This is a genomic window from Amycolatopsis sp. lyj-112, assembly GCF_046549055.1.
Lineage (GTDB): Bacteria > Actinomycetota > Actinomycetes > Mycobacteriales > Pseudonocardiaceae > Amycolatopsis.
Genome location: NZ_JAJPWS010000007.1, coordinates 31,323 through 54,095, shown reverse-complemented (window position 1 = coordinate 54,095; position 22,773 = coordinate 31,323). Strand labels below are relative to the sequence as shown.

Sequence of the window (22,773 nt, the reverse complement as noted above, 5' to 3'; positions counted from 1 at the left end):
TCGACAGGAGTCTCCTGATGGGTAACCTCAGCCATTCGCCGGTGCTCGACGGCGTATTCCCGGACGGGCCGGACACCGTGCTGCTTCATCCCACCGTCACCGCGCGCCACTGGCAGCGCCGGCAGGTCCTCGCCGCGGTCCGACCGGGCACTGTCCTGAAAGGACTGGCCGGGGCGACTGTCGTGGGATTCGCGCTGGTGGCGGGAAACGGATTCGCCGGGAAGTTCATTTTCACCGCCGTGGTCCTGATCGTCGTGCTCGCCGGATGGCGCGCTACGTGCGCGGCCCGCGAGGGACGGGGGCCGCACGGTGATACTTCCCGTACCCGGTTGCGCCGCGGCGAGGGTTGGCGCAGCAGGGATTTCGCCGACCTCGGGGCCGATACCGCGAGGCTGGTGCGGGAGTTGCTGGCCGGAGTCGACGAGCTGCACCGCACACCGGCCCGCGCCTGGATCAACCCCGCTCTGCCCGGTGAGGCGCACCGGGTGGTGTGGGAGGCATTGTGCTGTCTGGACCGCGGCCGTGACGCGCGTGTCCTCGCCGAGGAACTCGCCACCGATCCCGACGCCGGCGAGGACCTGGTGGCCGCGGTACGCCAAGTGGCCTGCACGATCGACCACGACCTGGCCGAGGTCGCCCGGCATCTGCGCGGCTGCCTGCTGCTGACCCGCGCGTGGGAAGCGAAACTACGGCGCACCGACCTGACCCGCCGCACCGATCGTGTCCTGGCCGCTTTGCCCGGCCGCGACGAGCTGCGCCGCCTGGCCGGCGCCGCGGAAGCGTTGCCGCAGAACGTGTTCGCTCACGTCACCGCGGCCCGCGACCTCGCCCAGGCAGGGGAATTCCCCTGGGAGCGTCCACCTGTGGAGTGGCCCCGGCTCACGCTGCTGCCACCTCACCGTGCGACGACCAGTCCGCCCGGTGCCGACGGCCCGGCAGGGGAGGGGCAGTCGTGACGCGGCAAGAAAACCGACAGGTCGCAGGGGCACGGGCCTGGTGGAGTGCCGAGCGCGGCTCGGTGACAGCCGAAGCTGTCCTGCTGGCGCCGGTGCTGGTCATGCTGTTGGTCTTCACCGCTGTGGTGGTGCACCGCGGTGTCGACGCGCGGCTGCGGCTCGACGGCGCTGCCCACCAGGCCGCCCGCGCCGCCACCCTGCACCGCACCACACCCGCCGCTGCCGCCGCCGCCCGCGACACCGCCGGCGCCGCGCTGGCCCAAGCGGGCGTGGTGTGCCGCGACGTGACGACCACGATGTCCGGCACCTTGGCTCCTGCCAGTGCGGTGACCGTGCAGGTGCGCTGCACCGTGGACTTCGGACAGGCCGTCCTGCTCGGTGTTCCCGGCGGGAAGACCCTGGTCTCGTCCGCCAGCGAAGTCGTCGACACCTACCGGTCCCAGGCCCGGCCGGGTGGTGCCTGATGACGTTGTCAGCGCGCGAGCGGGAGCCCGGGAACGCAGGCGCGGAGCTGGGCGCCGGTCAGCGTCCGGCGCTCGACCAACGCTTCGGCGATACGGCCGATGTCGGTCCAGTGCCGGTCGACCAGGTCCTGCGCGATCCCCGCCCACAGATCGGGCTGGCGGTCGGAGAACCCGTAGGCCTGGCGGGCTTGGGCGATCAGGGCGAGGTCGTCGTGCCCGCCGTGCAGGTAGGCGCCGAGACGGATGTCTTCCACGGTCACACCCTCGTCGAGCCATTCGTCAGCGCTGATCGCCTCGAGGACATAGCGAGCCTGAGCGAGCGGCCCGGCGTGCGCGACGACCGCCACCGAGGACAGATCGGCCCGGCGGGGCCGGACCGCGGTGAAACCAGCACGCCCGGCGCCACTGGGGCGCAGCGTGACGTAGCGCAGCGACCGGCCCTGCAACAGGTAGACGACCGCGTGCGCGGCCTCGTGCCATGCGGTCACACGATCCTCGGCCGCGACGGGAGAGTCGAGGGTCTCGGATGCGGTCACGCCGCACATTCTGCTCACCCCGTGGGCTCGCTGCGCACCCGCGTGTCCAGCACGCCTGCACATCTGCGGTGGTGGCGGGCGGAGGAGGGCCGGGTCACGGCGTTCGTGCTCGCTCTCCTGATCGGGCTGCTCGCTCTGACCGGGCTGAGCCTGGACGGCGGCCTCGCCCTGGCGAGCAAGGTCCGTGCCGGCGGGCAGGCCGAGTCCGCCGCCCGTGCCGGCGCCCAAGCGCTCGACCTCGCCGCATATCGCGACGACGGCACCATTCGGATCGATCCGGCGCGAGCGCGTGACCTCGCGCAGCGGTACCTGTCCAGCGTCGGCGCGACCGGCACCGTGGCGGTGGCCGGGGACACGGTGACCGTCGAGGTCACCGCCACTTACCGGACCCAGCTGCTGTCGCTGGCCGGGATCGACGACATCCACACCCACGGGCGGGGCGCAGCACATCCGCAGCGCGGGGTCACCGGCATCGAGCCTTGATCACCGGCCTGCCAACGGAAGGGAGAACACCGGGATGGTCACCACGGACGAAGAGATCGCCCGCCGCCTGGAGGAAACCGACTCCGCGCGCAGTGCCCGCCGCCAGCGAGCGGCGGCCACCGTCGGGGAGCTGGCCCGCCGGCACACCGAACTGGCCGGGCAGCTCGCCGACCTCGAACGCGAGCTCGGCGAGGTCCTCACCGCGGCCGGCGACGTCATCGACGTGCCCGAGCTCGCCGCAGTCACCGACGTCCCCGCCACTGACCTCACCCACTGGCGCGACCAGATGACCAAGGCCGCCCGCGGCGGCAAACGCAAACGCCCCAGCACCGCGAAGAACAACGGCACCCCCGGCAAGGACACCCCTGAGGCCACCGCACCGCGCGCCACCCGGCCCACCGCGCCCGCACCGGCCGCACCGGCCGCCGGCAGCAACGGCGGGGTGGCCCTCGCCGCGGCGAGTAGCTGATGCCCTCCCGTGCGCCGCTCACGCGCACCGCGCGGCTGCTGGGCCGGGTGATGCGTGGGCTGTTCGCCGCCGTCGTGCTGGCCGCGCTGGTGGCCGGCTTGCCGTGGGCGCTGATCTACGGCGTGGGCTGGCCGCTGCCGGATCACCTGCCGGGCATGGACGAGATCGGCACGATGCTGATGACGCAGATGTCTCCACGGTTCCTGCTCAACACCCTCGCCTGCCTGGCCTGGCTGCTGTGGCTGGTGTTCGTCCTCGACCTCGCCGCGTGCGCGGCCGACGTCGCCCGCGGCGCCCGAGTATCAGACCTGAAACGGCAGACAGGCCCGGTACGGCGCGTCGCGGCGGTGCTCGTCGGCGCCCTTCTCGTGGCCGTGCTGGGCCGTACCGCCACCGCCGCACCCCTCACCCTCGCCGATGCCGCGCACCCCGCCGGCAATGCCCAGGTGGCCGTCACCGCTCCCACGTCCACGGCACCGGTCACCGATGTACAGCCCCGGCTTCCGGCCGAGCCCGGGATCGAACGGGTCCGCCCGCCGGAGAACGGGGTGCACGACTCGCTGTGGCGGATCGCGCACCGCTGCCTGGGGGAAGGTGATCGCTGGCCGGAAATCTGGGCCCTCAACCACGGCAGCGCCCAGCCCGGCGGACGGACCCTGACCAACCCGAACCTGATCCACCCCGGCGACACCCTCCACCTCCCCACCACCAGCCCGACGCCCGCCCCGCCTCCGCCTGAATTTGTGCCTTCTGCGCCCGACACCGAATCAGCGCCCCCGACGCCGAGCACGGTCACGCCAGCTCCTTCCGAGCCTGCTCCGGCCCCGACGCCCAGCGCCACACCCGCCGCCGACCCGGACGTAGCCAGGCCCGCTGGAGGCGCGGCGAGCTGGGGGAGTGGTGAGGTGTTTGTCAGCCTGGGCCTGGCCGCCGCGGTCAGCGCCCTGCTCGTGCTCACGCGACGGTGGCGCCACGCTCGGTACCGGCCCGGCAGCGGCCGGCGCGACGACGACCCGCCCGTAGCCCCGGTCGTGTACCAGCTGCGCCTGGCTCATCTGCGCGCCCAGCATCATGACGAAGACCTCGAACTGGACGCCGAGACCGACATCGCGACCGGCGATCCGGGCAGGCGCGAGCGTCGTGAACCCGGCGGCGAAGACCCGGCGCCGCGCTCGGGCACCGCACCGGAAGGGACGGGCAACGAGACCCGGCTGACGGTGCTCGTACCTCGTTTCCGCCGCGTGATCGGCCCCGCTACACCCGCCGGCAGGGCCACCGGACCGGCGACGTTGCCATCAGTGGTCGACATCGCGCTCGACACCACGCCTTCTCACGCGGGTGGAGGGGCCGCCACAGCAGGCGAGGGGACCCAGGTCGCCCTCGACCTGGCCCGTGTCCACGGGCTCGGCCTGGTCGGGCCGGGCGGCTACGCCGCGGCCCGCGCCCTGCTGCTCACCCTCCTGGCCGACTCCTTCGAGAACGCGCCAACGTGCAGGGTCTACGTGCCCAGCGCCGACGTGGCCCGCCTGCTCGGTGTGCCGGGAGCTACCACCGACCTGCCGACGTCGATCACCGTGGTGGCCGACCTGGACACCGCCCTGGCCTCCCTCGAGGCCCCGGTGCCGCCGCGGCCCGTCGTCCTGATCGCATCCCCACCCGGTGACCCTGGCCAGCAGGCGCGGCTGCAGCACCTGCTCGACAACCACGGCCAGCACGGGCTCACCGCGCTGGTGCTGGGCCAGTGGCGCGCCGGGGTAACCGCCTACGTCACCGCCGGCGGGATCATCTCGGCCACCGATCCCGGCCTAGGCGAACCTTTGCGCGGGAGCCGTGCCTTCACCCTGCCCGAGACCGCGACCCGAGACCTCCTGGGCTTCCTCCGCACCGCCGCACCCCGCGACAGCACCGACAGCGGCACCGCCGACGCCGACCCGCCCCGCGACGCCCCCGAGCCCCGGCAGACAGCGACAACGCCGGACACGACGTCCCTGGCCCCGCCGCAGAACGCCGCAGGCGACCCGCGACGACTGGAGATCACCGCGGGACCACCCGCGCCGGAACCGTCCCCGGCCAGCGACCCCGGCGAGGAACCCCGCCCGCACGCGGCCGGCACGGAGCCGAGGACACCCGCACCGCTGGCACTGACGGTATTTGGTGCCCCGGCCCTGCATTGGCGCCCCGACCCCCGCCAGGCCGAGGGGGAGCTGCGCGACCTGTCCGGGGAGCTGAGCAGCCGCCCGCTCGAACTGCTGGTCTTCCTCGCGGTCCATCCCGGCGGAGTGTCCCGGGACGCGATCGTCGACGCCCTGTGGCCGAACGAACCGCCCCGCAATCCCGCCAGCGTGCTGCGCACCGTCCTGTCCCGCATCCGCCGCGCCCTCGACATCGCCACCCGCGGCACCGTCGGCGAGCTGGTCCTAGCCGAGCACGGCCAGTACCGGCTCGACCCGGCCGTGGTGGAGGTGGACTACTGGACCTTCGCCGACGCGGTGACCCGCCGCCGCACCGCCGGCACGGCCGAGCGCCGCGCTGACGCCTACGAGGCGATCGTGGCCCACTACGGCGGAGCCCTGGCCGGCGGCCTGGATTCCGATTGGCTCACCGCGGCGCGGGAAGCGACCCGGCGCGACGCGCTCGACGCCGTGGCCGCGCTCGCCCGCTCCCGCGTCGAGGCCGATCCCGACTACACCCTGGATCTGCTGGAAACCGCGCGGGCATTCGATCCGCACAACGAACTGATCTACCGCGACATCATGCGCCTGCAGCACACACTCGGCCGGCACGACGCCATCTCCCGCACCCTGGACCTCCTGCGAATCCGGCTCGGTGAAATCGACACCACGCCCGGCGCGGACACCGTCGACCTCGCCCAGCGGCTACGCGCCCGCGACACCGGGATACTGGTCGAGGACTTCTCCCGATCCACGGCGCCATGAATGAACACACCGCCGGTTCGCGAACACGTCCCACCCATTCGGGATCGAGGCACGTTTCCCGCGCGGTAAAGGTATTTGTGCGGAACAGCGAAATGCCTCGATTTCCCGCCGCGATTCCGTCCGCGCCGATGCTAGCGTCGACCGCGGCAGCACAACCATCGAGGCCAAAGAAAAAGAACTTCGTGGGCGCACAATCGCATTCCCTGGCACGTCTGACATCGGCTCTCGCCGAGTTTTACCGGCGACTCTTGCGCGCCGCAAAGACACCCTGGCGCCGCCGTGGCGACCCGCATATCCGGCGCGCGGACACCGCCTTGCATACCGGGCCCGAACCGTCGGCGCGGTCACTCAGTGCCGCCCCCGTCGCCTCCGGCGACGCGGAGCGTGACTGCCAACCGCAGGGCCGCCGACCCGGCCTATCAGCCTCGCCTTCCGGTATCCGCCTAAGGTGGATCCCCCCATGTCAGCCGTTCTCGCAGGTCACACCCCCTCCAGGGGGATCCACCGGTATCCCAGACTCGCTTGACACCAAGCAGGTGAACACATCAGGCCCGGCGGCGTTGTCACGCGGCTCCGTCATCGTTTCATCAGTGCTCACCCTCGTATCTCACTCACCTTCTCTCTTTCCTCCCTTCTCTTTCTATTTACTGAAAAAAGCTACATTTATCCGCGGTTTCACCTGCGGCCGGCTGCTCTCTTCTCAGTTAAGCCGCAACCGCCTGACCTGCACAAACATTTCCACTAAATCGCGTGCATTCACGCGAAAAGATAGGCGAAATTCCCCGAAATTGACCCCGGAAAACTATTGCGCGGCGCCCGGGGTCGAGTTACGTTTGTTGTGTCACCGGGAAAACCGGAAACAACGACAACCATCGCACCGGGCGCGAATATCCCCCGGAAAGCGGAAACCCGGCAAACACGTGATTGGGGATTGCTATGTGCTACGCCGACACCACCGACAACCCCGACGGCACCGCCGCCGCGCACTGCTATTGCGGTTGGTCCAACACCTACCCCGACCACGACACCGCCGACGTGGCCGCCGAATCCCACACCCGGGACGCCGAAGCGGCGGAAGCCGAATTCGCCGCCACCCACTGACCACGCCCACCGTGCCACCGCGAAAGGGGCCGAACACCATGAACCACAACACCGCCACGCCGCACCCGGACGTGCCGACCATGCGCGCGGCCACCGTCGCCACGATCACCGCCCACGACTGCGAACGCTGGGTGTGCGTGTGCGGGAACACGCCACACAGTAGCGGCTTTTGCATGATCGACAGCAACGGCGACGACACCGCCCACGCCCCCAAACGGTGGGTCGAACCCTTGTACAAGTGCGACGGATGCGGGCACGTGATCGACGCCGCGACCTACGACGACACCACCCACACCGTCGCCGTCGTCGGCAGACTTCCCCACCGCGCCCACTGATCACCCGACCGCGAAACCGCGACACCGCAACGAAAGGGGCAACACCATGAACCACGACGACAACCAGCCGGAACGCGTGGTGTACGTGGTCGACCCGACCATGAGCCACGACGTGCAACCCGAAGTGGTGACCCGCACCAACGCCGAAAACGGTTGCACCGTCACGGGTGTGGTGATCGACCCCGCCGACCGGCAACAACTTTTGTACGGCACCGTAACCGGACCCGACGGCGCGTTTGTCGGTAGCTACTTTCCCGCCGACATCGTGCGGCAGTCGGAATGGCGGGTGGTGACCGCCGACGGCTCGGAATACCCCGCCCCCAGCGAAGGCCACGCCGTGCTCGCACTCACCACCACGTTGCGCCGCGCGTAGTCATCCGCGCCACCCGCCCCGGCCCCGCCGCGCCATGACCACCGAAACTCATTGCTGTGAAGGGAAACCAGCACGATGACCACGAACGCCACGACTCCGGCCACGGGCACCGCGCCCGCCGCCCCGGGCGCGGCACACCGGTTGCGCAACGGCGAACTCCGCCGCATGGTGGCCGACCTGCTCACCCAGCAACCCGCCAACGCAGGACTGACGGCGGGCGCCGCCGCCCGCGCCCTGAACCGGTCATCCGGTGCGGTGGGCAACGCCCTGGAAACCCTGGTAACGCGCGGGGAAGCGGACTACCTGGGGCAGCCTTCCCGTGCCTACCGCGCAAACGCCAACACCTCCGCCGCCGCCGCGACCGCCGTGATCAGCGCACGCGCCACCGAACCCGCCACCGCCGCCACGCCGCCCGCGCCCGCGACGCCGAAACGGGCCCCCGGGCCGAAAAAGGTGACTGCGCCCGCGCTGGTGACTACCCCGGTACGGCGCCCGAATGGCCAGTTGTATTACCCGCGCAAACTGGCGGGAAGTTCGGATGTGACGGTGTTGCGGCAGTTGCGGCAAAGCAAGGTGCCCTCGCTGCTGTACGGGCCCCCGGGGACGGGCAAGACGTCGCTGGTCGAGGCCGCGTTCGCCGACGCGGTGACGTTGCCGGGCGACAGTGACACCACGGTGGACGACATCGTGGGTGGCTACGTCCCGGCCCCGGGCGGGAGTTACGCGTTCGCGCACGGGCCGCTGGTGACCGCGATGCGTGAGGGGCGCGCGTTCTTCATCGATGACTTCACTCTGATTCCCGCGCCTGTGCTCGCGGTGGTGTACCCGGTCATGGACGGGCGCGGGCACATCATCATCAAGGCCAACAACGGAGAACGTGTCGACGCCGCACCGGGCTTCTATGTGGTGGGTGGGCACAACCCCGGGGTGCACGGCGCGGTACTGAGTCCCGCCCTGTCGTCCCGGTTCCGGGTCCAGATCCAGGTGACCACCGACTATGACCTCGCCGCCCGGATCGGGGTCGACCCGAAAGTGGTTCGGGTGGCGAAAAACCTCGCCACCCGGCAGAAGAAGGGCGAGATCGGGTGGGCGCCACAAATGCGCGAACTGCTGGCGTTCAAAGACACCGCCGCCGCGCTGGACACCATGACCGCCGCCGGGAACCTGATCGGGGTCGCCCCGGAAGAAGACCGGGAGATCGTCGCCGACGTGGTCCGCAACACCTTCGGCGCCCATATCACCCCGCTCGCCGTCGGCGAACAGTTCTAGCCGCGACCGTCCGGAAAGGACACACGATGACCGCGCACATCGCCGCACCCGCCGCCGCACCTACCGCCGTGTTTCCCGCCGCCCCGGGGTGGCTGACGCTGTCGGCCCGGTTCGGGGACGAGGTTCCCGCCATCGCCGACCGTGACGACCTCGTGGTCACCGTCGCCCCCGGGGCGGGACACGACGCGCCCGCGTGTTTCTTCCCCGACCTCGCCGCCATCGAAGTCGACGGAATCCACCTCGCCAGCGGTGTCGACCCCGCCACCGTCGAGCCGCACCGGGTCGGGGACCGCAAGCGCTACCGCACCGCGTGGGGGCTGCTCACCCACGAATGCGCCCACGCGAAACACTCGGTGTGGCGGGAGCCTCCGGGCGCGCCACCGGGGGCGGTGGCCGCCGCGATCCTGCTGGAAGAGTCCCGTATCGAAGCGGCGCACCTACGCCGCCGCCCGCAGGACCGGTACTGGCTGCGCGGGAGCGCCACCCATCTCATCCTCGCCGACACCCAGGCCAATGACCCCGCCGCCGCGCCGACCATGTCCACACAGGACGCCGCGCAGTCCGCCGCGCTACTGCTGGCCCGCGTGGACGGCGGCATCCTGAACCAACGCGAAGTCGCTCGGGTTGATCGTGTGGTGCGCGGCATTCTCGGCGATGACACCCTCGCCGACCTGCGCGCGATTTGGTGTGCCGCGCACCGTGTGGCTGACGACGACACCGCCGCCATGATCGAGCTGGGCCGCCGCTGGTGCGCGGTCCTCGGCACCGACCCCGACCAGCCGCCGCCCGAGCGTGGCACCGCTGATCCCAACGCCCTGCCCGGGACCGGGAACGGTGCGCCATCGCCGTTGGCGCAAGCGATCGCGGACGCCGCCACCGCCATCAACGGCGCGGCCGCCGCCGACCCCGCACCCACCGACCCCGTCACCCAGGCCATGGAGGCCCGCGCCGCCGACGACGCCGCACGCGCCCGCGCGGTCACAGCGGCGGACAAAACCTTCGGCACCGGAGGCCGTTCGAACGTCCCGCATGTCGCGGGCACCCGCCCACCGACCACGGCCGAACGTACCGCCGCGCGGCAACTGGCCCGTGCGCTGACCACCGCCGGAGTCCGCGACCGCACCGCCACCACGATCACCTCGCCCATCCCGCCCGGGCGGCTACGGGTGCGCGGTGCCATGACCGCCGCCGCACAACGCGCGGCGGGCGCTATCCCCACCGCTGAACCGTTTACCCGCACCACCCGCAAAACCGTGCCCGCACCGCCATTGCGGCTCGGCATCGCCTGCGACGTCACCGGATCCATGGCTGCCTACACGGAACCCGTCGCCTCGGCCGCATGGATTCTCGCCAACGCCGCACACCACACCGACGTGCCAGCCACCACCGCCACCGTGACCTTCGGACGTGCCCGCATCACCCCGGTCACCCACCCCGGAACCATCCCCGCACAGGTCAGCACCCTGAGGACGGGTGCAAGCGGTCACGCCATCGACGACGCCATCGAAAGCCTCGACGGCGCCCTCGACCTCTCACGCCCGAACGCCGCCCGCCTCCTAGTGATCATCTCAGACGGGATCTTCGAACCCGCCACCCGACAGCCAGGGCAGAAGCTTCTCGACCGGTTGCGCGCCACCGGTTGCGCGGTCCTATGGCTGTTACCCGACGACCATCCCTCCAATAGGCCGATGGACGGCGTCACTCTGCACACCCTCACCGACCCCGCCACCACCGCCCGCGCTATCGGGCAAGCCGCTACCGCCGCGCTACGCGCCACACGCTAACCACCCCCAGACCCCGGGCGGGGCGGACACCCTCCTCCCTCACCTCCGCCCCGCCCGGGCCCACACCGAGAACGTGGAGATGACTCCCGATGACCGACACCACCATCGCCACCGTGGGCGAGCTGAATTCCACGGCGGCCCCGGTCGCTACCCGCATTGACCCTTACACCGCCACCCACGCCGCACTCCGGACGGGACAACGAAAGGAAGCCCAGGCCATGACAACGCCCCCGACCTCGCCGACTGAGACACCCGCACGCATCACCAAAGACGATCGGATCGCTCTCGCCGCGATCGACGTCGCGAACGCGCTACCAGGGAAGTGGACGGTCGGCCGTGGCCGCAACCGCGACGAAGCCGCCGATGTTCTGTGCTTGGCCACCGGAACCGTCATCCGCTTTCTACCGGTGCAAGAACCGGGCGCGTGGCGTTACAGGCTCGTTCCCGGGGACCTGCCACCAGAGCTCCGGGACGTCTTCCTGTGGTACCGCCGTGACGAGGTGCCTGTCGCCACGTTCGCTGTCGGCACCCCGGCCACCGAGGTCGCGACCCACATCCACCAGCAGCTCATCCCAGCATTCCACCAGTGGGTCGACCGCGCCCGGAAAGCCCAACGTGAACGCGCCGAGGCCCACGCACGCCAGCACGAAGCCTACCGCCAGATCGCCGAACAACTGGAAAGCACGTTCCCATCGGTGTGCGAGCCCGTCCACATCTACGTGAACGCCGACAGCGTGCACATCAGCCTGACAATGCCGATCGACGCCGCGCTCGCCCGCGTTCCCGCGCTCGCACAGGCACTCCGTGCCGATGACGCCACCACCGCACCGTCCACACCGACGGAAACCCGGGAGAAGAAATGACCTCGACGACCACCGCCGTCCCGCGCTTGTGTCCCAGCGACTCCTATGACTCCTCCCGCGCCGAGGTCTTCATCGGCACGGGCCCGGCCGCCGAGTTCTGCGGCTACCTCGGATCCGCATGGCCGGACAGGATTGCCGACCCCGCGACCGTCGCGGCGCTTCCCGTCGGACGCGAATTCCTGACCGCCACCACCAAGGCCGACTTCCTGACCGCGCTGGACAATCTGGCCGAGGCGTGGCCGCTATGCGGGTTCGGGCAAGCGGAATCCGGCTACCACGACGAACTCGCGACGCTGCATAAGCGGTGGCGCACGGACCTCTATGCGGGAAGGTCATACACCTTCGACGACGGGCGAGTCTTGTACCTGCCCGACGGCCGCCCCAGCATCGACAACGCCGAGAACGATTGGCACAGCGTCACTCTCGCCACCGGACAGCCCCCGGCGCACGATGCCATCACGCTCGCCGGACGTGCCCGCGAGGCCTTCGAGAGGGCCCGGCGGCAGAATCCCGACCCGGAGTCCGTCCTCCATCCCGCCTACCTCAAGCGCGCCGCCCTTCGCCGCGCCCTGGTTCGCGACGTGACCGAGGTGTTCGGTGTCGCGAGAACGGTGGTGACGGTCACCGACGATCCTGACCGTGAGCACGGCGGCTGGCGCTGGTTTCGGGTGACCATCACCGACGACGGCACCGACTATCGGTTCACCTCCTTCGACGGATTGGTGGACGACCTGCGCGTCCTCGATCCGTGCCCGGAGTGCGGCGGCGAGGTACCGCTGTTCACGGCCAACGACCCTGCCGCGCTGGGCCGCTACCTCGACGCACGGGCCACGGGCACCCCGGCGCCGTGCCCGCCCGGACTGACCTCAGGCGTCGGACACACACTCTCCTGCCCCGTCCGCGAGGACCTCTGACCCAGACCACCCGCCGCCCTAAAGAGAGGACCTCGTGATGGCTACACGCACCGACATCTACCTCGGCACCGGGCTGACGGCGCACTGGCTCGGTTCCCTGCAGTTCGCCTGCCACCCCGACAACCTCCTCAAGTATCCCCACGGCCGCTGCGTGCTGACGGCGTTAGAACCCATTGCCTACCGGCACGCTGTGCGGGCCCTGCTGGTGACGTGGGCCTACAGGGGACTCGGCGCCGCGCACGAGCCCCACAACGGATGGCCGTGGGACTGGGAATCCAGCCACAGCAACGACTGGATCATCACCCACCTCGACAGCGCCGCGCACATGACCGGGGGCGGCGGTGAACGCTGGCATCGCCTGGACCCCGACGACCCGCGCCCACCGTTGCGGTGCGGCCCGCCGGACTTCGCGAGATGGCTGCGCGACCCGGCCGCGCCGCCCGCACTCCAGCTCCCGACCTACCGCACTCACGGCGTACCCGACCCTCTGCCTAACTGGCAGCAGCCCTGAGTGCCACCCGTGCAGACAGCTCATTTCCGTTACCGCAAACGAATCGAGGAGAACTGATGCAAGACAGGAAGAAGCGTCTCGTGTGGACCGTGCTGGCCGTGGTCCTGCCGGGACCGTGGACCCCGGTGGTCGTGCTCGCCTACGTCCTCGACCGCGCCGCCGACCGCGACCGGGACGCCCCGCGCCACGACGAGGCCCCGCCGTACCCGCCGCCCGACCCGTACGCCTGTGTCCCGGCACCCGTCGACCGGAATCGCTATGCGCCGCCACGTTAAGGAGAGCCTGGCGATATCGAGCACCACCGACTTCTACCTCGGACGCGGCGAGGACGCCGAGTGGATCGGCTCCCTGCACGGGGAGTGCTATCCCGAGAACTTCCTCGCCGTCCCACCCTTGCGGCTGGCGATGACCGCGACCGACGAGGCGACGTTCCGCGCGGCCCTGGCCGACAGCTTCGATATCTGGGAGGAGGAACGTCTCGGTCACGCTTACCGGCGCGAGCTCGGCTGGCCGTGGCCGTGGTACTCCAGCCACAACAGCACCTGGATTATCACCTTCGACCCCGGGGCTGTGGCGGTGTTCGCCACTGTCGGGGGCGGGGTCCGCTGGCACCGCATCGACCCGCACAACCCGTGGTTTCCCGAGGGAGACGACCCGCTCGGCCCGCCGGACCTGTATGCGTGGCTGCGCGATCCGGCCGCGCCACCGTCGGTGCCGATGCCCTTGATGCGGGAGAAGCCCGCCGATATGCCCATCATCGGCGGTGACGTCTCATGAGTGGCGCGACGACACATGACTTCTACCTCGGGCGCGGCCCGGACGCCGACTGGCTCGAATCGGTCCGCCTCGGCATCCCGGATGGCCACTGGTTCGACGAGATCACGCGAGCCCGGTCCGCGGACGAGTTCATCAGCCTCGTCGCCCTCTTCATGCGCACCGCTGAGACCCACGAGGCCGGCGAAGCCCAACCCGCGCCCCGCGCCCTATCGATGCTGCCCGCCCTTTACGGCTGGACCGACCCCTCCGGCGGTCCTCGGCGTGCGCCTACTAACCCGAAGGAGAAGACACTATGTCGCCGAACACCGCACCCGCCGACCCGGCCGCCGCCACAAAGGCGGGTGATCCGCGCAGCGCCGCTGAGCACTGCGCCGCCGCCGAGGCCCTGTTCACCCACGCACGAGAGATCTACCCGACGATCAGCAGCCGCGCGTACGACCAGGACGAGTACCGGCGCTGTTTCGACTGGGCGCGCATGCACCTGCGCCTCGCCGAGGCCATCACCGCCGGGGCCAGCCTGGTCCTCGCGCACCGCCAAGTGCTCGCGAACCCCGACGTGCGCCTGCACAACACCTACATCAGCGCCGAGACCGAGCGCTGGAACGAGTTCATCGATGCCCAGAACAACACGGCCGGGAGGTCGGCATGACCACCCCGCCCAGGCCGTCTTCGAGCACCCGGCCGCTGGAGCCGCTATGCCCGGACTGTCATGCCGAGATCGGCCACGTCCACCACGAGCTGTGCGATGTAGCTCGCTGTCTGGCCACTGGGCTGCAGCGTCTCGGTCACGACTTCGAGACCTGCCAGTGCCCGCCGGACACGTGGTCCGGGCTATGGCCTGGGGAAGCCGAATGCCTCGAGTTCGGCTGGCTGTACGGACCTGGCCTGCCCGACCTCAATCGCCTGATGACGAACGCCACCTGGGATCCGGTCGCGCACCGCTGGATCCGTCTCGGCCGCCAGGCCTCGACCGACCGGGCCACGACTGTCGAAGGAGAGCCGCGTTGACCGCACTCACCATCGGATTCGACCCTGACCAGGACGGCAACGAACGGGGTCGGCGGCCAGGAGCGGACCTTGCAAGCCGTCTCGGAGAAATCCGAGGGTGAGGTGCGCCCGACCTGGTGGGGGAGCCCGGCGTGACGTTTCATCCAGCGAACCGGGCGGCCACCAACGGCGAGCGCCACTGGCCCGCGCGGGACTGGTCGGACGCCATCTCCGGCTGCAATCCTTGAGCACCACAGTTCGTGTTCTCGGATGCGTCGCGGCATCGTGCTGGAAGCGACGTTGCGCGAGCACCGACCGGACATCGTGCCCGGCGAGCCGCCGACCACCTCCCGCCCCGGCGCCGCTCGCCCGAGGCCGCACCTCCAGGCAGGCCAGGCCGAGTCCTGAGACCCTGGCACACGTTCAACGCCGCAACGAGGAGGACCTACTCGTCATGCCGACCGCCGGATCACCCTCGCGCTCCGCGGCGCCCATCCTGTTCGACCTCGCGGCACGCTCGCTCACCCACGCCGACGTGTTCGCCCTGTCCGACGATCAGCAGGCCGTCCTCGGCCACGTGCGACGGTGCCTCGCCGACGAGGACGGCCCGAAGACTGTGGTGGTGGTCGCCGGCGCTGCGGGTACGGGCAAGAGCGCCCTCGCGCTGACTCTGCTCGGCGAGGCAATGCGCGCCGGCCACCGGGCACGGCACGCCACCGGCTCGCAGGCGTTCACCACCGCGCTGCGCAAGACCGCAGGCCACGGCTCCCGCGCTACCCAGAAGCTCTTCCAGTACTTCGGCACCGCCGCCGACACCGAGCCCGATCAGCTGGATCTGCTGGTGTGCGACGACGCGCACCAGCTGCGGGCAACCTCGAACACCCGCTACACACCCGCCTCGCGCCGCAGCGACCGCACCCAGGCCGCACAGCTGATCGAGTCCGCCCGCGTCGTGGTGTTCCTCCTCGACGAGGACCAGGCGGTCCGCCCCGGCCAGATCGGCACCCGCGACTACCTCGTGACCGCCGCCCGAGTCTGCGGCGCGACCATGCACGTCACCGAGCTGACGAGCCAGCACCGCCACCGCAGCGTCCGCTACGACAGCTGGGCCCGCCGCCTGCTCGGCCTCGACGGCGCACCGGGCCCGCCGACCTCATGGACCGCGGAAGAAGAACCCGCGCCACGGTTCGAGCTGCGGGTGGCCGACAGTCCCGGTGAGCTGGAGCGGCTGCTGCGTGCGAAGACGGAGGTCGGGGCGAGCGCCCGGATCACGGCCGGGTTGTGCTGGCCGTGGAGCGAGGCCAGGCCGGGAAGTCCGTTGGTCGAGGACATCGTGATCGGTGACTGGCGTCGCCCGTGGAGTGTGAAGGGCCAGCGCGCGGTCAACGGGATGCCGCCCTCGCCGTTGTGGGCGATCGATTCCGCGGGCGCCGGCCAGATCGGCAACGTCTACAGCGCGCAAGGCTTCGAGTACGACTACGGCGGCGTCATCCTCGGCCCCGACCTTATGTGGCGCGAGGACCGGTGGGTCACTGATCCCGCCGCCACCCGCGACGACGCCCTCGACGGCGCGGCAGCCGCCGACGTCGACCTGTGGGTGCGCCGCACCTACCGCGTGCTGCTCACCCGCGCCACGGCGGGCACCGTGCTCTACTCCACCGACGCCGAAACCCGCGCCCTGCTGCACGACCTGATCGACGCGTAGCCGACAGTCCCCGCCGCTGTCACCAGTCTATGGGATATGGCCCATCGACGTTGTAGGGCAAGGAGACGTTGTAGGGCAACAAAAGGAACAACCGCCCTTTCCTACGTCGGGGCCGGGCACGAAGCGGCCTACGGCGGCGGGAGTGGCATGAAAGATCAGCGCGCAGGACCGGTTACCCCTGGGGGAGGGGTGGCGGTCCCGCGCGCGGATCAGGCGGGCGGGCGTCAGGCTTACAGCGCGGGCTCGGCGGCGTCGTTGCTCGTGTTCGGGATGTCGGTCTTGTCCGGGTTGATGGCGAACCGCTTCGGTGCCTCGCATGTTTTGATCGCGTACCCGTCGGCGACCAGCTTCTCCAGGGCGTTGTTGACCGCGCCGCCCGAACGGCCGAGGTCCTTGCCGATTTTGGCGGGCCCGAAGTCCTCGCCCGGGTGTTCGGTCAGGTATTCCTCCACCATGGCTCGCAGTCCGCCCTTGGGCAGTCGGTCCTTGTCCGGGCGGGCGGTGTCGGTGGTGTCGGCGACCGCAGGCGGTTCCGCCGCAGACGGCTCGGTCCCGGTCGTGCTGTCGGCCGGATCCCCCGGTGCGGTGTCGGGCAACGGGCTGGTGTCGTTCTCGACGTCGGCGGCAGTTACCGGACCGACCTCGTCGTTGGTGGTGTCCGTGGCGGGGGACTCCGCGTCGTCATCGGCGTCCGAACCGGTGGTGGTGTCCTGCGCTGCCGTCGTGTCCGTGATGGTCGCGCCGTCGGTGTCGGAGGTGGTCTCCGCTGCCGCCTCGGCGCCGTCGGTGGTGTCGCTCGCTGTGGTGTCCGGTCGCGTGTCCTCGGTGCCGGGTGTGGCATCACGGTCCGACGGGGCGAGCGCCCACGTGTCGGGATTGCGCGGGCCGTCTCCGGCGGTCCGGATCGCGGTGCCGTCGCGCCCCCAGCAGGCCAGGATCTTCGCGGCGGTCGAACGGCCGACTCCGGCGGTCATCGCCAGTGCGGCGGTCGTGGAGGCGGGATTGGCGGTCAGCGCCGCCCGCACTTTGTCTTCCGTGGTGGGCGCGTTCTGCGTGCCGGGCGCATCGGACACGGCATGCAGGTGGCGGTCGCTGTCGGTGGCGTCAGGGATCGGGGTGGTGTGGTTCTTGCGGGACATGACGGACTCCATGCGTTAGGTATGGAATGGGGATGGTCATGCCCCGGCCGGGGCGTTGGCCCGCCGGTGCGCATCCGGTTGTTCGGGCTACACGTCTATGGACGCTTCGTCACCGCGCCATTGTCAAGCGATCCGTCAAACAAGACACGTGTCTCATGTGGACACGTTGTGTTTTCCGTGTTGTCCAATACGAACGGGCCCACGTATGGGTGGCCGCCGTCGGGTGTTTCGGCGTTTCGCGGTTCGCTCCGGGTGTTACGCAACCGGGGCGGCACCCTGAGTAGGTGACGGTGCCGTAGCTGTCGACCCATTACGGGGCGCGGCTCGTGATGGCCGCGCCCCGTAATGGGCATGTTGTCGTTTCGGGGCGGGTCAGGTCTGGGGCAGCGTGCCCCAGAGACCGATGCCGCCGACGCCTTCGGCGTAGACGGTGCCGCTGTTGTGGACGGCTTGGATGACCACGAGGTACCGCAGCTGGTAGGGGCTGCTGACGAACCGGTTGTAGTGGCTGGCGAGTGCGAACGCCGACCGGAAGAGTTCTCGCGTCACGTCCATGGTCGGTGCGTCAGCGGTGCCGTGATCGCTGTGGGGCAACCCGGCGATCGTGATGCGGATCTGGTTCTGCGGAACCGATTCATCCGCCGCGACGGCGAACTCGGCGTCGGCGTGGATCATGTCGTCGTCCTGGATGGCGACGAGGTCTTCGCGGATGCGGGCGGCGATGTCCCGAAGCGGCAGTTCGGCGGTGTTGTCGTAGAAATCGCCCACGATCGCCACGGGGGCGGGAGCTGGTGGGGTCGCCGGGGTGTCGATGCTTTCTGTGGTGGTCATGATGCGGGTTTCCTTTCCCATTGTTGTTCAATCGCCTGCGGGTGCAGGTCGTCTGTTGTGGACAGTCGCGGCCCGCTCGCGTCACGGCAGGTGGCTGTGTCCGGGCGTTAGCGGCGCAGGACGTTGACGCGTTCGCCGCCGATGAGTGGTTTGTCTTCTGGTCCGGCGAGGTGGTCGGCGATCCAGATGGGGCGGTGGTCGTCTCGGCTGAGGTAGTACTGGTTGCGCCAGTGGCCGCGAACGATCCAGCTGTGGTGGTATTCGCGTGTGCCTTGGCCGAAGGCGTCGCTGTGGCGGTCGGCGGGTGTGGTGCGGGCGCGCCGGAGGTCGACGAGCCGGACGCCCTGATTGAGGGCGGGGTCGTAGCGTTCGATGCGGCGGCGGGCGGCGCGGGGCGCGGCTGTCCGTTCGGAACGTACGAGGGTCTGACCCATCAGGAGCCAGGTGGTGAGGATGGTGCGCTGCAGGGCGAGCTGCGCGTCGATCGTGGCGGCGGAGGTGCCTTCGGTCAGTGCGCTGGGCCAGCCCTTCATGTCGGTGAACGTCATGGGGGTGATGCCGCACCATTGGTAGCCGTGTGGCGGGGAGAAGCTCGGCGGGATCGGTGCGCGTTCGGTATTGCTCATGAATGTGGCTAGGAGGTGTTTGGCGGCTTGGTCGACGGCGTCGTCGTGGCTGGAGGGTTTGTTGTCCAGGGCGGGTAGCGGCAGGTTCAGCGCGGCGGCTTTCCGCATCTGGGACAGGGCGAAGTCGCGGGGTAGCCGGGCGAGCTTGCGGCCCACATCGACCGCTGTTGGCAGGGGATCGGGGATAGCGCCCCAGGTCTGCACCCACAGGCCGCCACGCCCTGGACCCCACGACACGAGAGAGACGTCGTTGTGCAGTGCGTTGGCGGTCTGGGTGACGGGTGGGTGTTCGTAGACCATGAGTCCCACGGGGGCGGGCAGGTCTTCGGGGTGGAGGCGGTAGTCGGCCAGCGTGGTCGCGGCGTGGCTGGCGAGGTCGGTCAGGTTGGCGGAGACGTAGAACAGCTCGGCGGCCGGGATCTGGGCGCGGAGTGTGTCCGCGATCGTGGCGCCGACGTCGTCCAGTGGCGGGAACGCGGGCTCTCCCGCCGAGTCCTCGGGCCGGGGGCCGACGAAGAACCGGTACCAGTTGCCCGCGCCGTCCAGGCCGGGGTCCCGGGTCCATTCGGTCATGCGGGCCCGGATCTCGGGGACGTCGTAGGCCGTGACCACCGCTGTCATCGGTGGTCACCGGTCCAGGTCAGTGGCGAGTTTCGCCAGCGCGGTCTCGATGCCGCGCCGTAACGACGACGGCGCACCGGGATGATCGGTCAGGTACGCCACCATGTGCGGGACGGGGGACGGGGCGTCGTCGCGTGCCAGCGTGACCAGCGCGTCAGGATGCCGCTGATACAGCTCGCCGACCGCCGCCGGGGCGACGGGATACCACAGGTCACGGATCTCGTAACGGCCGTCGTCCCCAGGCCGGATCACGCGCGGCGGCGAACCGTCGGCGTCGTCCCAGGGGCCGCCGTCGTGGATTTCCAGGGCGTCCCCATACCAGGTGAAACGGTAGTCGGCGTTGCTGTAAAACGATTCCAGATGAGTCCCGATCCAGCGCGCGACGGTGGGGCGGCACCGCAGTCCGACCTCGGCGTCGTTGTTTAGGTTGTGCAGGGCAGGGAAGCGGGTCTGGTCCTCGATGACGCCCGGTGGTGTCTCGTCGGCGGGGATGATGCCGGGGAATGCCGGTTTGTACGGCATCGCCACCCACACCTCGCCTTCCGGCAACGCCGGTAGCGCCGCGGCACGGCCGGGAACGGTAGCGTGTAGTCCGTCCATAAGAGACACATCCCTGTGGCAATGCGGTGCGCGATCCGCGCTATGACATGTCCAGGGACGCTCCATACACGTCGGGATGTCAAGCCAGGTATAGGTTTTGACTCGACGCATCCGTGTAATATCACGGGATCGGGAATTCGGCGATAGCCTCGACGGTAACGACGGCGGGCATTTGACATTCGCGACAGGTCAAGCGTGGATGGCGTTATGAAACCAGTCGAAAGCAAAGCCACGCGTACGATCCGCCGACCTCGAAGGCTGCTTTGTACTGCGACTTGAGACACAAGATCCGCGCGGGCAGCAGAGCTCGCTTGCAGCGAGATCACTGTGCGGGCCGTGTGGCGCCCGCGTAGTCGTCGCCGGGATGGCGGTAGTCGTCGATTCGCACGACTTGACCGAAGTCCGGGGCGTTCACCATCTTCCCTGCCCCGATATAGAGTCCGACGTGCCGGATTTTCGAGGGTGTGCCGTAGAAGACGAGGTCGCCCGGCAGGAGCTGCCCGTCGGGTACTCCTGGCCCGGCGTGGTATTGAGTGTGTGCGGTGCGGGGAAGCGAGATTCCGGCCGCGTTGTAGGCGGCCTTGGTCAAGCCTGAGCAGTCGAATCCGCTGTCGCCGTTCAACGGACCGTTGCCGCCCCACACATACGGCAACCCTCGTTGCCCGCACGCATAGTTGATGGCGATCATCGCGGCAGCGTTCGGCGCCTGGATGTCTTTGCAGTCACCAGTTCCGGCCGTAGTGGGCGCGGGCTGGCAGCGCACCCCGGACACAGCCGCGACGACCGCACGCGCCTTGTCCTCGTGCTGTGCGTAAGCATTGGGGAACCCTGAGCCCTGCACGGTCTGTGCGGCGTCGTTGACGCTCATGCTCTGCCAGTTCGGTGTGGCATTGAGGCGCTCGAAGAACTTGGTTGCCGCGTAGGTCGGGGTGGTGATCTGTTGCGGGGTGCCCCAGCCCATCGAGGGGCGTTGCTGGAAGAGTCCGAGGGAGTCGCGATCGCCGTAGTGCAGGTTACGAAGCTTGGACTCCTGCATCGCGGCGGCGATCGCGACCACCCAGCCCGGCTCGGGTATCGCCATCTGTCTGCCGACCGCGACGATGGTGGCGGCGTTGCCCATCTGCTCGGCGGTCAGGCCCGCCACCGTGCCGGTCATCGCCCCGTCGGGTGTGCAGATCAGCGAACTCGCGACGTTGCCGCCGGACAACGAGCTGACGATGCCGGCGACACCGGCGCCGATGAGCAACGGAATGGCGAGGACCACGGCGCCGACGGCGGCCCCGAGTTTGCTTCCCATGGCTGGATCGCGCTCCTTTCACGGCGACAGGTGGCAACGGGACGCGTTGCGGACGAGCTGGTGCTGCCAGGTCAGTTCTCGCCGCGCGCGATCCGGTTCGGCGTTGCCCGCGGTGGGATCGGACTCGGTGGTGGCAGTCGGTACGGCGAGGCCGCCGCCGCGGCCTCGCCGTCACCGTCCTCGGTGCCGGGACCGGCCGGTGGTTTCAGACCGGGCCAGGCGTCGGCAAGGTCGGCGAGGCTGTAGCGCGGGCCGGCGCGATCAGTGCGGGCCGAGGTCAGTGGTAGCCAGACCGCCTCTGCCGGGCTCGGATGCGGCGAGGCGGGGTCGAGCAGGTCGGCCGCGGCAGTGGCCACCGGCACCGTGCGAGGGGCGTCGAGTCCGGCGTGGACGCGGGCCAGGGCGGTGCGGGCACCGGCTTCACGGCGGGTGGTCGGTAGCCACATCAGCACCGGCGTCGCGATCCCGGTCGACTCGGCCAGCCGCGCGTAGCCGGCCAGCTTGCGGCCGACCTTGGTGAGGGACTCGGTTCCGGTGTCGAATTCGAGGAACCACTCCACCTCCTTCGTGGTGCCGTGGTGGTGGGTGCGCCAGCGGCCGTAGCCGTCGGGGATGACGAGGTCGCCGAAGTGACGGGCGCAGCGGGATTCCGACCACCAGGCCGTCACCGCCTCGTCGGCCTTGGTGTGGCGGGTGCGGGCGATCAGGGAGGTGAAGAAGTCGTTCACGCCGACGGTGTGCGCGAGGCGCTGGTTGTGGGCGATGGCCATGGCGCGGTCGTGCCGGTAGCCGAGTTCCTTGACCTCGAGGCCGTGTTCAGCGGCGAGCACGGCGGCACCGGCGGGGCCGAGGACGTAGTGCATGGGGGCGGACCCGAGTTGCTGGAATGGCTGGAACCGCGACATCGCACGCCAGAGATAGAGATCCCGGACCCGCTGGCGTGCCGACCGGCCCGACGGGAAGGCGGCGTCCTGGATCTGAAAACTGGTCAGAACCCGGTGTTCGTGAAGCAAGGCCAGGAGCCACTTGTCGCGGGTGGTGAGGCGGGAGGCGAGCATGGCCTGGTGCGCAACGGAACTGGCGGCTCGGGCGGTGTGACGTCCGGGCAGGTGATCCCGCAAGGCGTGCTGGCGGGTAGTGGTCGTGATCAACGGGCACTCCTGTGGTTGCCAACAGGCTGTGGACAAGTGCTGTGG

General features: G+C 69.9%; 26 protein-coding genes. 19 read left to right on the top strand and 7 right to left on the bottom strand.

Features of this window, described 5'->3' with window-relative positions; translation table 11 throughout:
* The first annotated feature begins 17 nt into the window (after window positions 1–17).
* Window positions 18–956, top strand: coding sequence for a hypothetical protein (locus tag ACLJRL_RS23205; protein WP_410658360.1), 939 nt, complete (start codon window positions 18–20; stop codon window positions 954–956).
* A complete protein-coding gene (locus ACLJRL_RS23200; protein ID WP_410658359.1) occupies window positions 953–1,420 on the top strand; it encodes a TadE/TadG family type IV pilus assembly protein in 468 nt (155 codons plus the stop codon). The genes ACLJRL_RS23205 and ACLJRL_RS23200 overlap by 4 nt, the downstream gene beginning before the upstream one ends.
* 8 nt (window positions 1,421–1,428) lie before the next feature.
* Here the strand turns inward: ACLJRL_RS23200 and ACLJRL_RS23195 are convergent, their stop codons facing one another.
* Complete coding sequence (locus tag ACLJRL_RS23195) at window positions 1,429–1,956, bottom strand: hypothetical protein (RefSeq protein ID WP_410658358.1); 528 nt, start codon at window positions 1,954–1,956, stop codon at window positions 1,429–1,431.
* A gap of 21 nt (window positions 1,957–1,977) precedes the next feature.
* On the opposite strand from ACLJRL_RS23195, the gene ACLJRL_RS23190 reads away from it, so the two are divergent.
* The 17 genes from ACLJRL_RS23190 (at window position 1,978) to ACLJRL_RS23110 (ending at window position 16,463) form a co-directional block, all read left to right on the top strand.
* Window positions 1,978–2,439 carry a pilus assembly protein TadG-related protein gene (locus ACLJRL_RS23190; RefSeq protein ID WP_410658357.1) on the top strand — a complete coding sequence of 154 codons (462 nt, stop codon included), beginning with the start codon at window positions 1,978–1,980 and terminating at the stop codon, window positions 2,437–2,439.
* 34 nt (window positions 2,440–2,473) lie between these two features.
* Window positions 2,474–2,908, top strand: a complete 435-nt coding sequence (locus ACLJRL_RS23185) for a hypothetical protein (RefSeq protein ID WP_410658356.1) — start codon at window positions 2,474–2,476, stop codon at window positions 2,906–2,908.
* The gene (locus ACLJRL_RS23180) at window positions 2,908–5,844 is read left to right on the top strand and encodes a BTAD domain-containing putative transcriptional regulator (RefSeq protein ID WP_410658355.1); all 2,937 of its coding nucleotides are present in this window, start codon (window positions 2,908–2,910) and stop codon (window positions 5,842–5,844) included. Before ACLJRL_RS23185 ends, ACLJRL_RS23180 begins: the two co-directional genes overlap by 1 nt.
* A 936-nt stretch (window positions 5,845–6,780) precedes the next feature.
* Complete coding sequence (locus ACLJRL_RS23175) at window positions 6,781–6,945, top strand: hypothetical protein (protein WP_410658354.1); 165 nt, start codon at window positions 6,781–6,783, stop codon at window positions 6,943–6,945.
* 38 nt (window positions 6,946–6,983) lie between these two features.
* Window positions 6,984–7,280, top strand: coding sequence for a hypothetical protein (locus tag ACLJRL_RS23170; protein WP_410658353.1), 297 nt, complete (start codon window positions 6,984–6,986; stop codon window positions 7,278–7,280).
* Window positions 7,281–7,326: 46 nt separating this feature from the next.
* Window positions 7,327–7,653 carry a hypothetical protein gene (locus ACLJRL_RS23165; protein ID WP_410658352.1) on the top strand — a complete coding sequence of 109 codons (327 nt, stop codon included), beginning with the start codon at window positions 7,327–7,329 and terminating at the stop codon, window positions 7,651–7,653.
* A gap of 75 nt (window positions 7,654–7,728) precedes the next feature.
* Complete coding sequence (locus tag ACLJRL_RS23160) at window positions 7,729–8,922, top strand: AAA family ATPase (protein WP_410658351.1); 1,194 nt, start codon at window positions 7,729–7,731, stop codon at window positions 8,920–8,922.
* 26 nt (window positions 8,923–8,948) lie between these two features.
* A complete protein-coding gene (locus ACLJRL_RS23155; RefSeq protein ID WP_410658350.1) occupies window positions 8,949–10,706 on the top strand; it encodes a hypothetical protein in 1,758 nt (585 codons plus the stop codon).
* Between the two features lie 89 nt (window positions 10,707–10,795).
* Entirely contained in the window at window positions 10,796–11,569 is a 774-nt protein-coding gene (locus ACLJRL_RS23150) for a hypothetical protein (RefSeq protein WP_410658349.1), read from the top strand.
* Complete coding sequence (locus tag ACLJRL_RS23145; RefSeq protein WP_410658348.1) at window positions 11,566–12,483, top strand: hypothetical protein; 918 nt, start codon at window positions 11,566–11,568, stop codon at window positions 12,481–12,483. Before ACLJRL_RS23150 ends, ACLJRL_RS23145 begins: the two co-directional genes overlap by 4 nt.
* Before the next feature lie 37 nt (window positions 12,484–12,520).
* Window positions 12,521–12,994 carry a hypothetical protein gene (locus tag ACLJRL_RS23140; protein WP_410658347.1) on the top strand — a complete coding sequence of 158 codons (474 nt, stop codon included), beginning with the start codon at window positions 12,521–12,523 and terminating at the stop codon, window positions 12,992–12,994.
* Window positions 12,995–13,050: 56 nt separating this feature from the next.
* Window positions 13,051–13,269 (top strand): hypothetical protein, encoded by a 219-nt coding sequence (locus ACLJRL_RS23135; protein WP_410658346.1) that lies wholly within the window; start codon window positions 13,051–13,053, stop codon window positions 13,267–13,269.
* Complete coding sequence (locus ACLJRL_RS23130) at window positions 13,253–13,771, top strand: hypothetical protein (RefSeq protein ID WP_410658345.1); 519 nt, start codon at window positions 13,253–13,255, stop codon at window positions 13,769–13,771. Before ACLJRL_RS23135 ends, ACLJRL_RS23130 begins: the two co-directional genes overlap by 17 nt.
* Before the next feature lie 292 nt (window positions 13,772–14,063).
* Window positions 14,064–14,420 carry a hypothetical protein gene (locus tag ACLJRL_RS23125; RefSeq protein ID WP_410658344.1) on the top strand — a complete coding sequence of 119 codons (357 nt, stop codon included), beginning with the start codon at window positions 14,064–14,066 and terminating at the stop codon, window positions 14,418–14,420.
* Complete coding sequence (locus ACLJRL_RS23120) at window positions 14,417–14,779, top strand: hypothetical protein (RefSeq protein WP_410658343.1); 363 nt, start codon at window positions 14,417–14,419, stop codon at window positions 14,777–14,779. The genes ACLJRL_RS23125 and ACLJRL_RS23120 overlap by 4 nt, the downstream gene beginning before the upstream one ends.
* A gap of 249 nt (window positions 14,780–15,028) precedes the next feature.
* Window positions 15,029–15,166, top strand: a complete 138-nt coding sequence (locus tag ACLJRL_RS23115) for a hypothetical protein (RefSeq protein WP_410658342.1) — start codon at window positions 15,029–15,031, stop codon at window positions 15,164–15,166.
* Between the two features lie 46 nt (window positions 15,167–15,212).
* A complete protein-coding gene (locus ACLJRL_RS23110; protein WP_410658341.1) occupies window positions 15,213–16,463 on the top strand; it encodes a DNA/RNA helicase domain-containing protein in 1,251 nt (416 codons plus the stop codon).
* Between the two features lie 230 nt (window positions 16,464–16,693).
* Here ACLJRL_RS23110 and ACLJRL_RS23105 read toward each other — a convergent pair whose 3' ends face one another.
* The 6 genes from ACLJRL_RS23105 to ACLJRL_RS23080 all read right to left on the bottom strand — a co-directional run bounded on the left by ACLJRL_RS23105 (window position 16,694) and on the right by ACLJRL_RS23080 (window position 22,728).
* Window positions 16,694–17,602 carry a hypothetical protein gene (locus tag ACLJRL_RS23105; protein ID WP_410658340.1) on the bottom strand — a complete coding sequence of 303 codons (909 nt, stop codon included), beginning with the start codon at window positions 17,600–17,602 and terminating at the stop codon, window positions 16,694–16,696.
* Window positions 17,603–17,974: 372 nt separating this feature from the next.
* Window positions 17,975–18,433, bottom strand: a complete 459-nt coding sequence (locus tag ACLJRL_RS23100; RefSeq protein WP_410658339.1) for a hypothetical protein — start codon at window positions 18,431–18,433, stop codon at window positions 17,975–17,977.
* A gap of 107 nt (window positions 18,434–18,540) precedes the next feature.
* A complete protein-coding gene (locus ACLJRL_RS23095; protein ID WP_410658338.1) occupies window positions 18,541–19,680 on the bottom strand; it encodes a hypothetical protein in 1,140 nt (379 codons plus the stop codon).
* Between the two features lie 6 nt (window positions 19,681–19,686).
* The gene (locus ACLJRL_RS23090) at window positions 19,687–20,280 is read right to left on the bottom strand and encodes a hypothetical protein (RefSeq protein WP_410658337.1); all 594 of its coding nucleotides are present in this window, start codon (window positions 20,278–20,280) and stop codon (window positions 19,687–19,689) included.
* Window positions 20,281–20,602: 322 nt separating this feature from the next.
* The gene (locus tag ACLJRL_RS23085; RefSeq protein WP_410658336.1) at window positions 20,603–21,577 is read right to left on the bottom strand and encodes a C40 family peptidase; all 975 of its coding nucleotides are present in this window, start codon (window positions 21,575–21,577) and stop codon (window positions 20,603–20,605) included.
* Between the two features lie 71 nt (window positions 21,578–21,648).
* Window positions 21,649–22,728, bottom strand: a complete 1,080-nt coding sequence (locus ACLJRL_RS23080) for a replication-relaxation family protein (RefSeq protein WP_410658335.1) — start codon at window positions 22,726–22,728, stop codon at window positions 21,649–21,651.
* Between the last annotated feature and the right edge of the window lie 45 nt (window positions 22,729–22,773).

Bases quoted from the DNA above. Each gene is read 5' to 3' on its own strand.
- ACLJRL_RS23115 (WP_410658342.1), top strand. From the start codon at position 15,029: ATGCGTCGCGGCATCGTGCTGGAAGCGACGTTGCGCGAGCACCGACCG.
- ACLJRL_RS23100 (WP_410658339.1), bottom strand. From the start codon at position 18,433: ATGACCACCACAGAAAGCATCGACACCCCGGCGACCCCACCAGCTCCC.
- ACLJRL_RS23150 (WP_410658349.1), top strand. From the start codon at position 10,796: ATGACCGACACCACCATCGCCACCGTGGGCGAGCTGAATTCCACGGCG.
- ACLJRL_RS23175 (WP_410658354.1), top strand. From the start codon at position 6,781: ATGTGCTACGCCGACACCACCGACAACCCCGACGGCACCGCCGCCGCG.
- ACLJRL_RS23180 (WP_410658355.1), top strand. From the start codon at position 2,908: ATGCCCTCCCGTGCGCCGCTCACGCGCACCGCGCGGCTGCTGGGCCGG.
- ACLJRL_RS23140 (WP_410658347.1), top strand. From the start codon at position 12,521: ATGGCTACACGCACCGACATCTACCTCGGCACCGGGCTGACGGCGCAC.
- ACLJRL_RS23145 (WP_410658348.1), top strand. From the start codon at position 11,566: ATGACCTCGACGACCACCGCCGTCCCGCGCTTGTGTCCCAGCGACTCC.
- ACLJRL_RS23090 (WP_410658337.1), bottom strand. From the start codon at position 20,280: ATGGACGGACTACACGCTACCGTTCCCGGCCGTGCCGCGGCGCTACCG.
- ACLJRL_RS23125 (WP_410658344.1), top strand. From the start codon at position 14,064: ATGTCGCCGAACACCGCACCCGCCGACCCGGCCGCCGCCACAAAGGCG.
- ACLJRL_RS23105 (WP_410658340.1), bottom strand. From the start codon at position 17,602: ATGTCCCGCAAGAACCACACCACCCCGATCCCTGACGCCACCGACAGC.
- ACLJRL_RS23170 (WP_410658353.1), top strand. From the start codon at position 6,984: ATGAACCACAACACCGCCACGCCGCACCCGGACGTGCCGACCATGCGC.
- ACLJRL_RS23165 (WP_410658352.1), top strand. From the start codon at position 7,327: ATGAACCACGACGACAACCAGCCGGAACGCGTGGTGTACGTGGTCGAC.
- ACLJRL_RS23085 (WP_410658336.1), bottom strand. From the start codon at position 21,577: ATGGGAAGCAAACTCGGGGCCGCCGTCGGCGCCGTGGTCCTCGCCATT.
- ACLJRL_RS23160 (WP_410658351.1), top strand. From the start codon at position 7,729: ATGACCACGAACGCCACGACTCCGGCCACGGGCACCGCGCCCGCCGCC.
- ACLJRL_RS23155 (WP_410658350.1), top strand. From the start codon at position 8,949: ATGACCGCGCACATCGCCGCACCCGCCGCCGCACCTACCGCCGTGTTT.
- ACLJRL_RS23110 (WP_410658341.1), top strand. From the start codon at position 15,213: ATGCCGACCGCCGGATCACCCTCGCGCTCCGCGGCGCCCATCCTGTTC.
- ACLJRL_RS23120 (WP_410658343.1), top strand. From the start codon at position 14,417: ATGACCACCCCGCCCAGGCCGTCTTCGAGCACCCGGCCGCTGGAGCCG.
- ACLJRL_RS23130 (WP_410658345.1), top strand. From the start codon at position 13,253: ATGCGCCGCCACGTTAAGGAGAGCCTGGCGATATCGAGCACCACCGAC.
- ACLJRL_RS23095 (WP_410658338.1), bottom strand. From the start codon at position 19,680: ATGACAGCGGTGGTCACGGCCTACGACGTCCCCGAGATCCGGGCCCGC.
- ACLJRL_RS23205 (WP_410658360.1), top strand. From the start codon at position 18: ATGGGTAACCTCAGCCATTCGCCGGTGCTCGACGGCGTATTCCCGGAC.
- ACLJRL_RS23135 (WP_410658346.1), top strand. From the start codon at position 13,051: ATGCAAGACAGGAAGAAGCGTCTCGTGTGGACCGTGCTGGCCGTGGTC.
- ACLJRL_RS23185 (WP_410658356.1), top strand. From the start codon at position 2,474: ATGGTCACCACGGACGAAGAGATCGCCCGCCGCCTGGAGGAAACCGAC.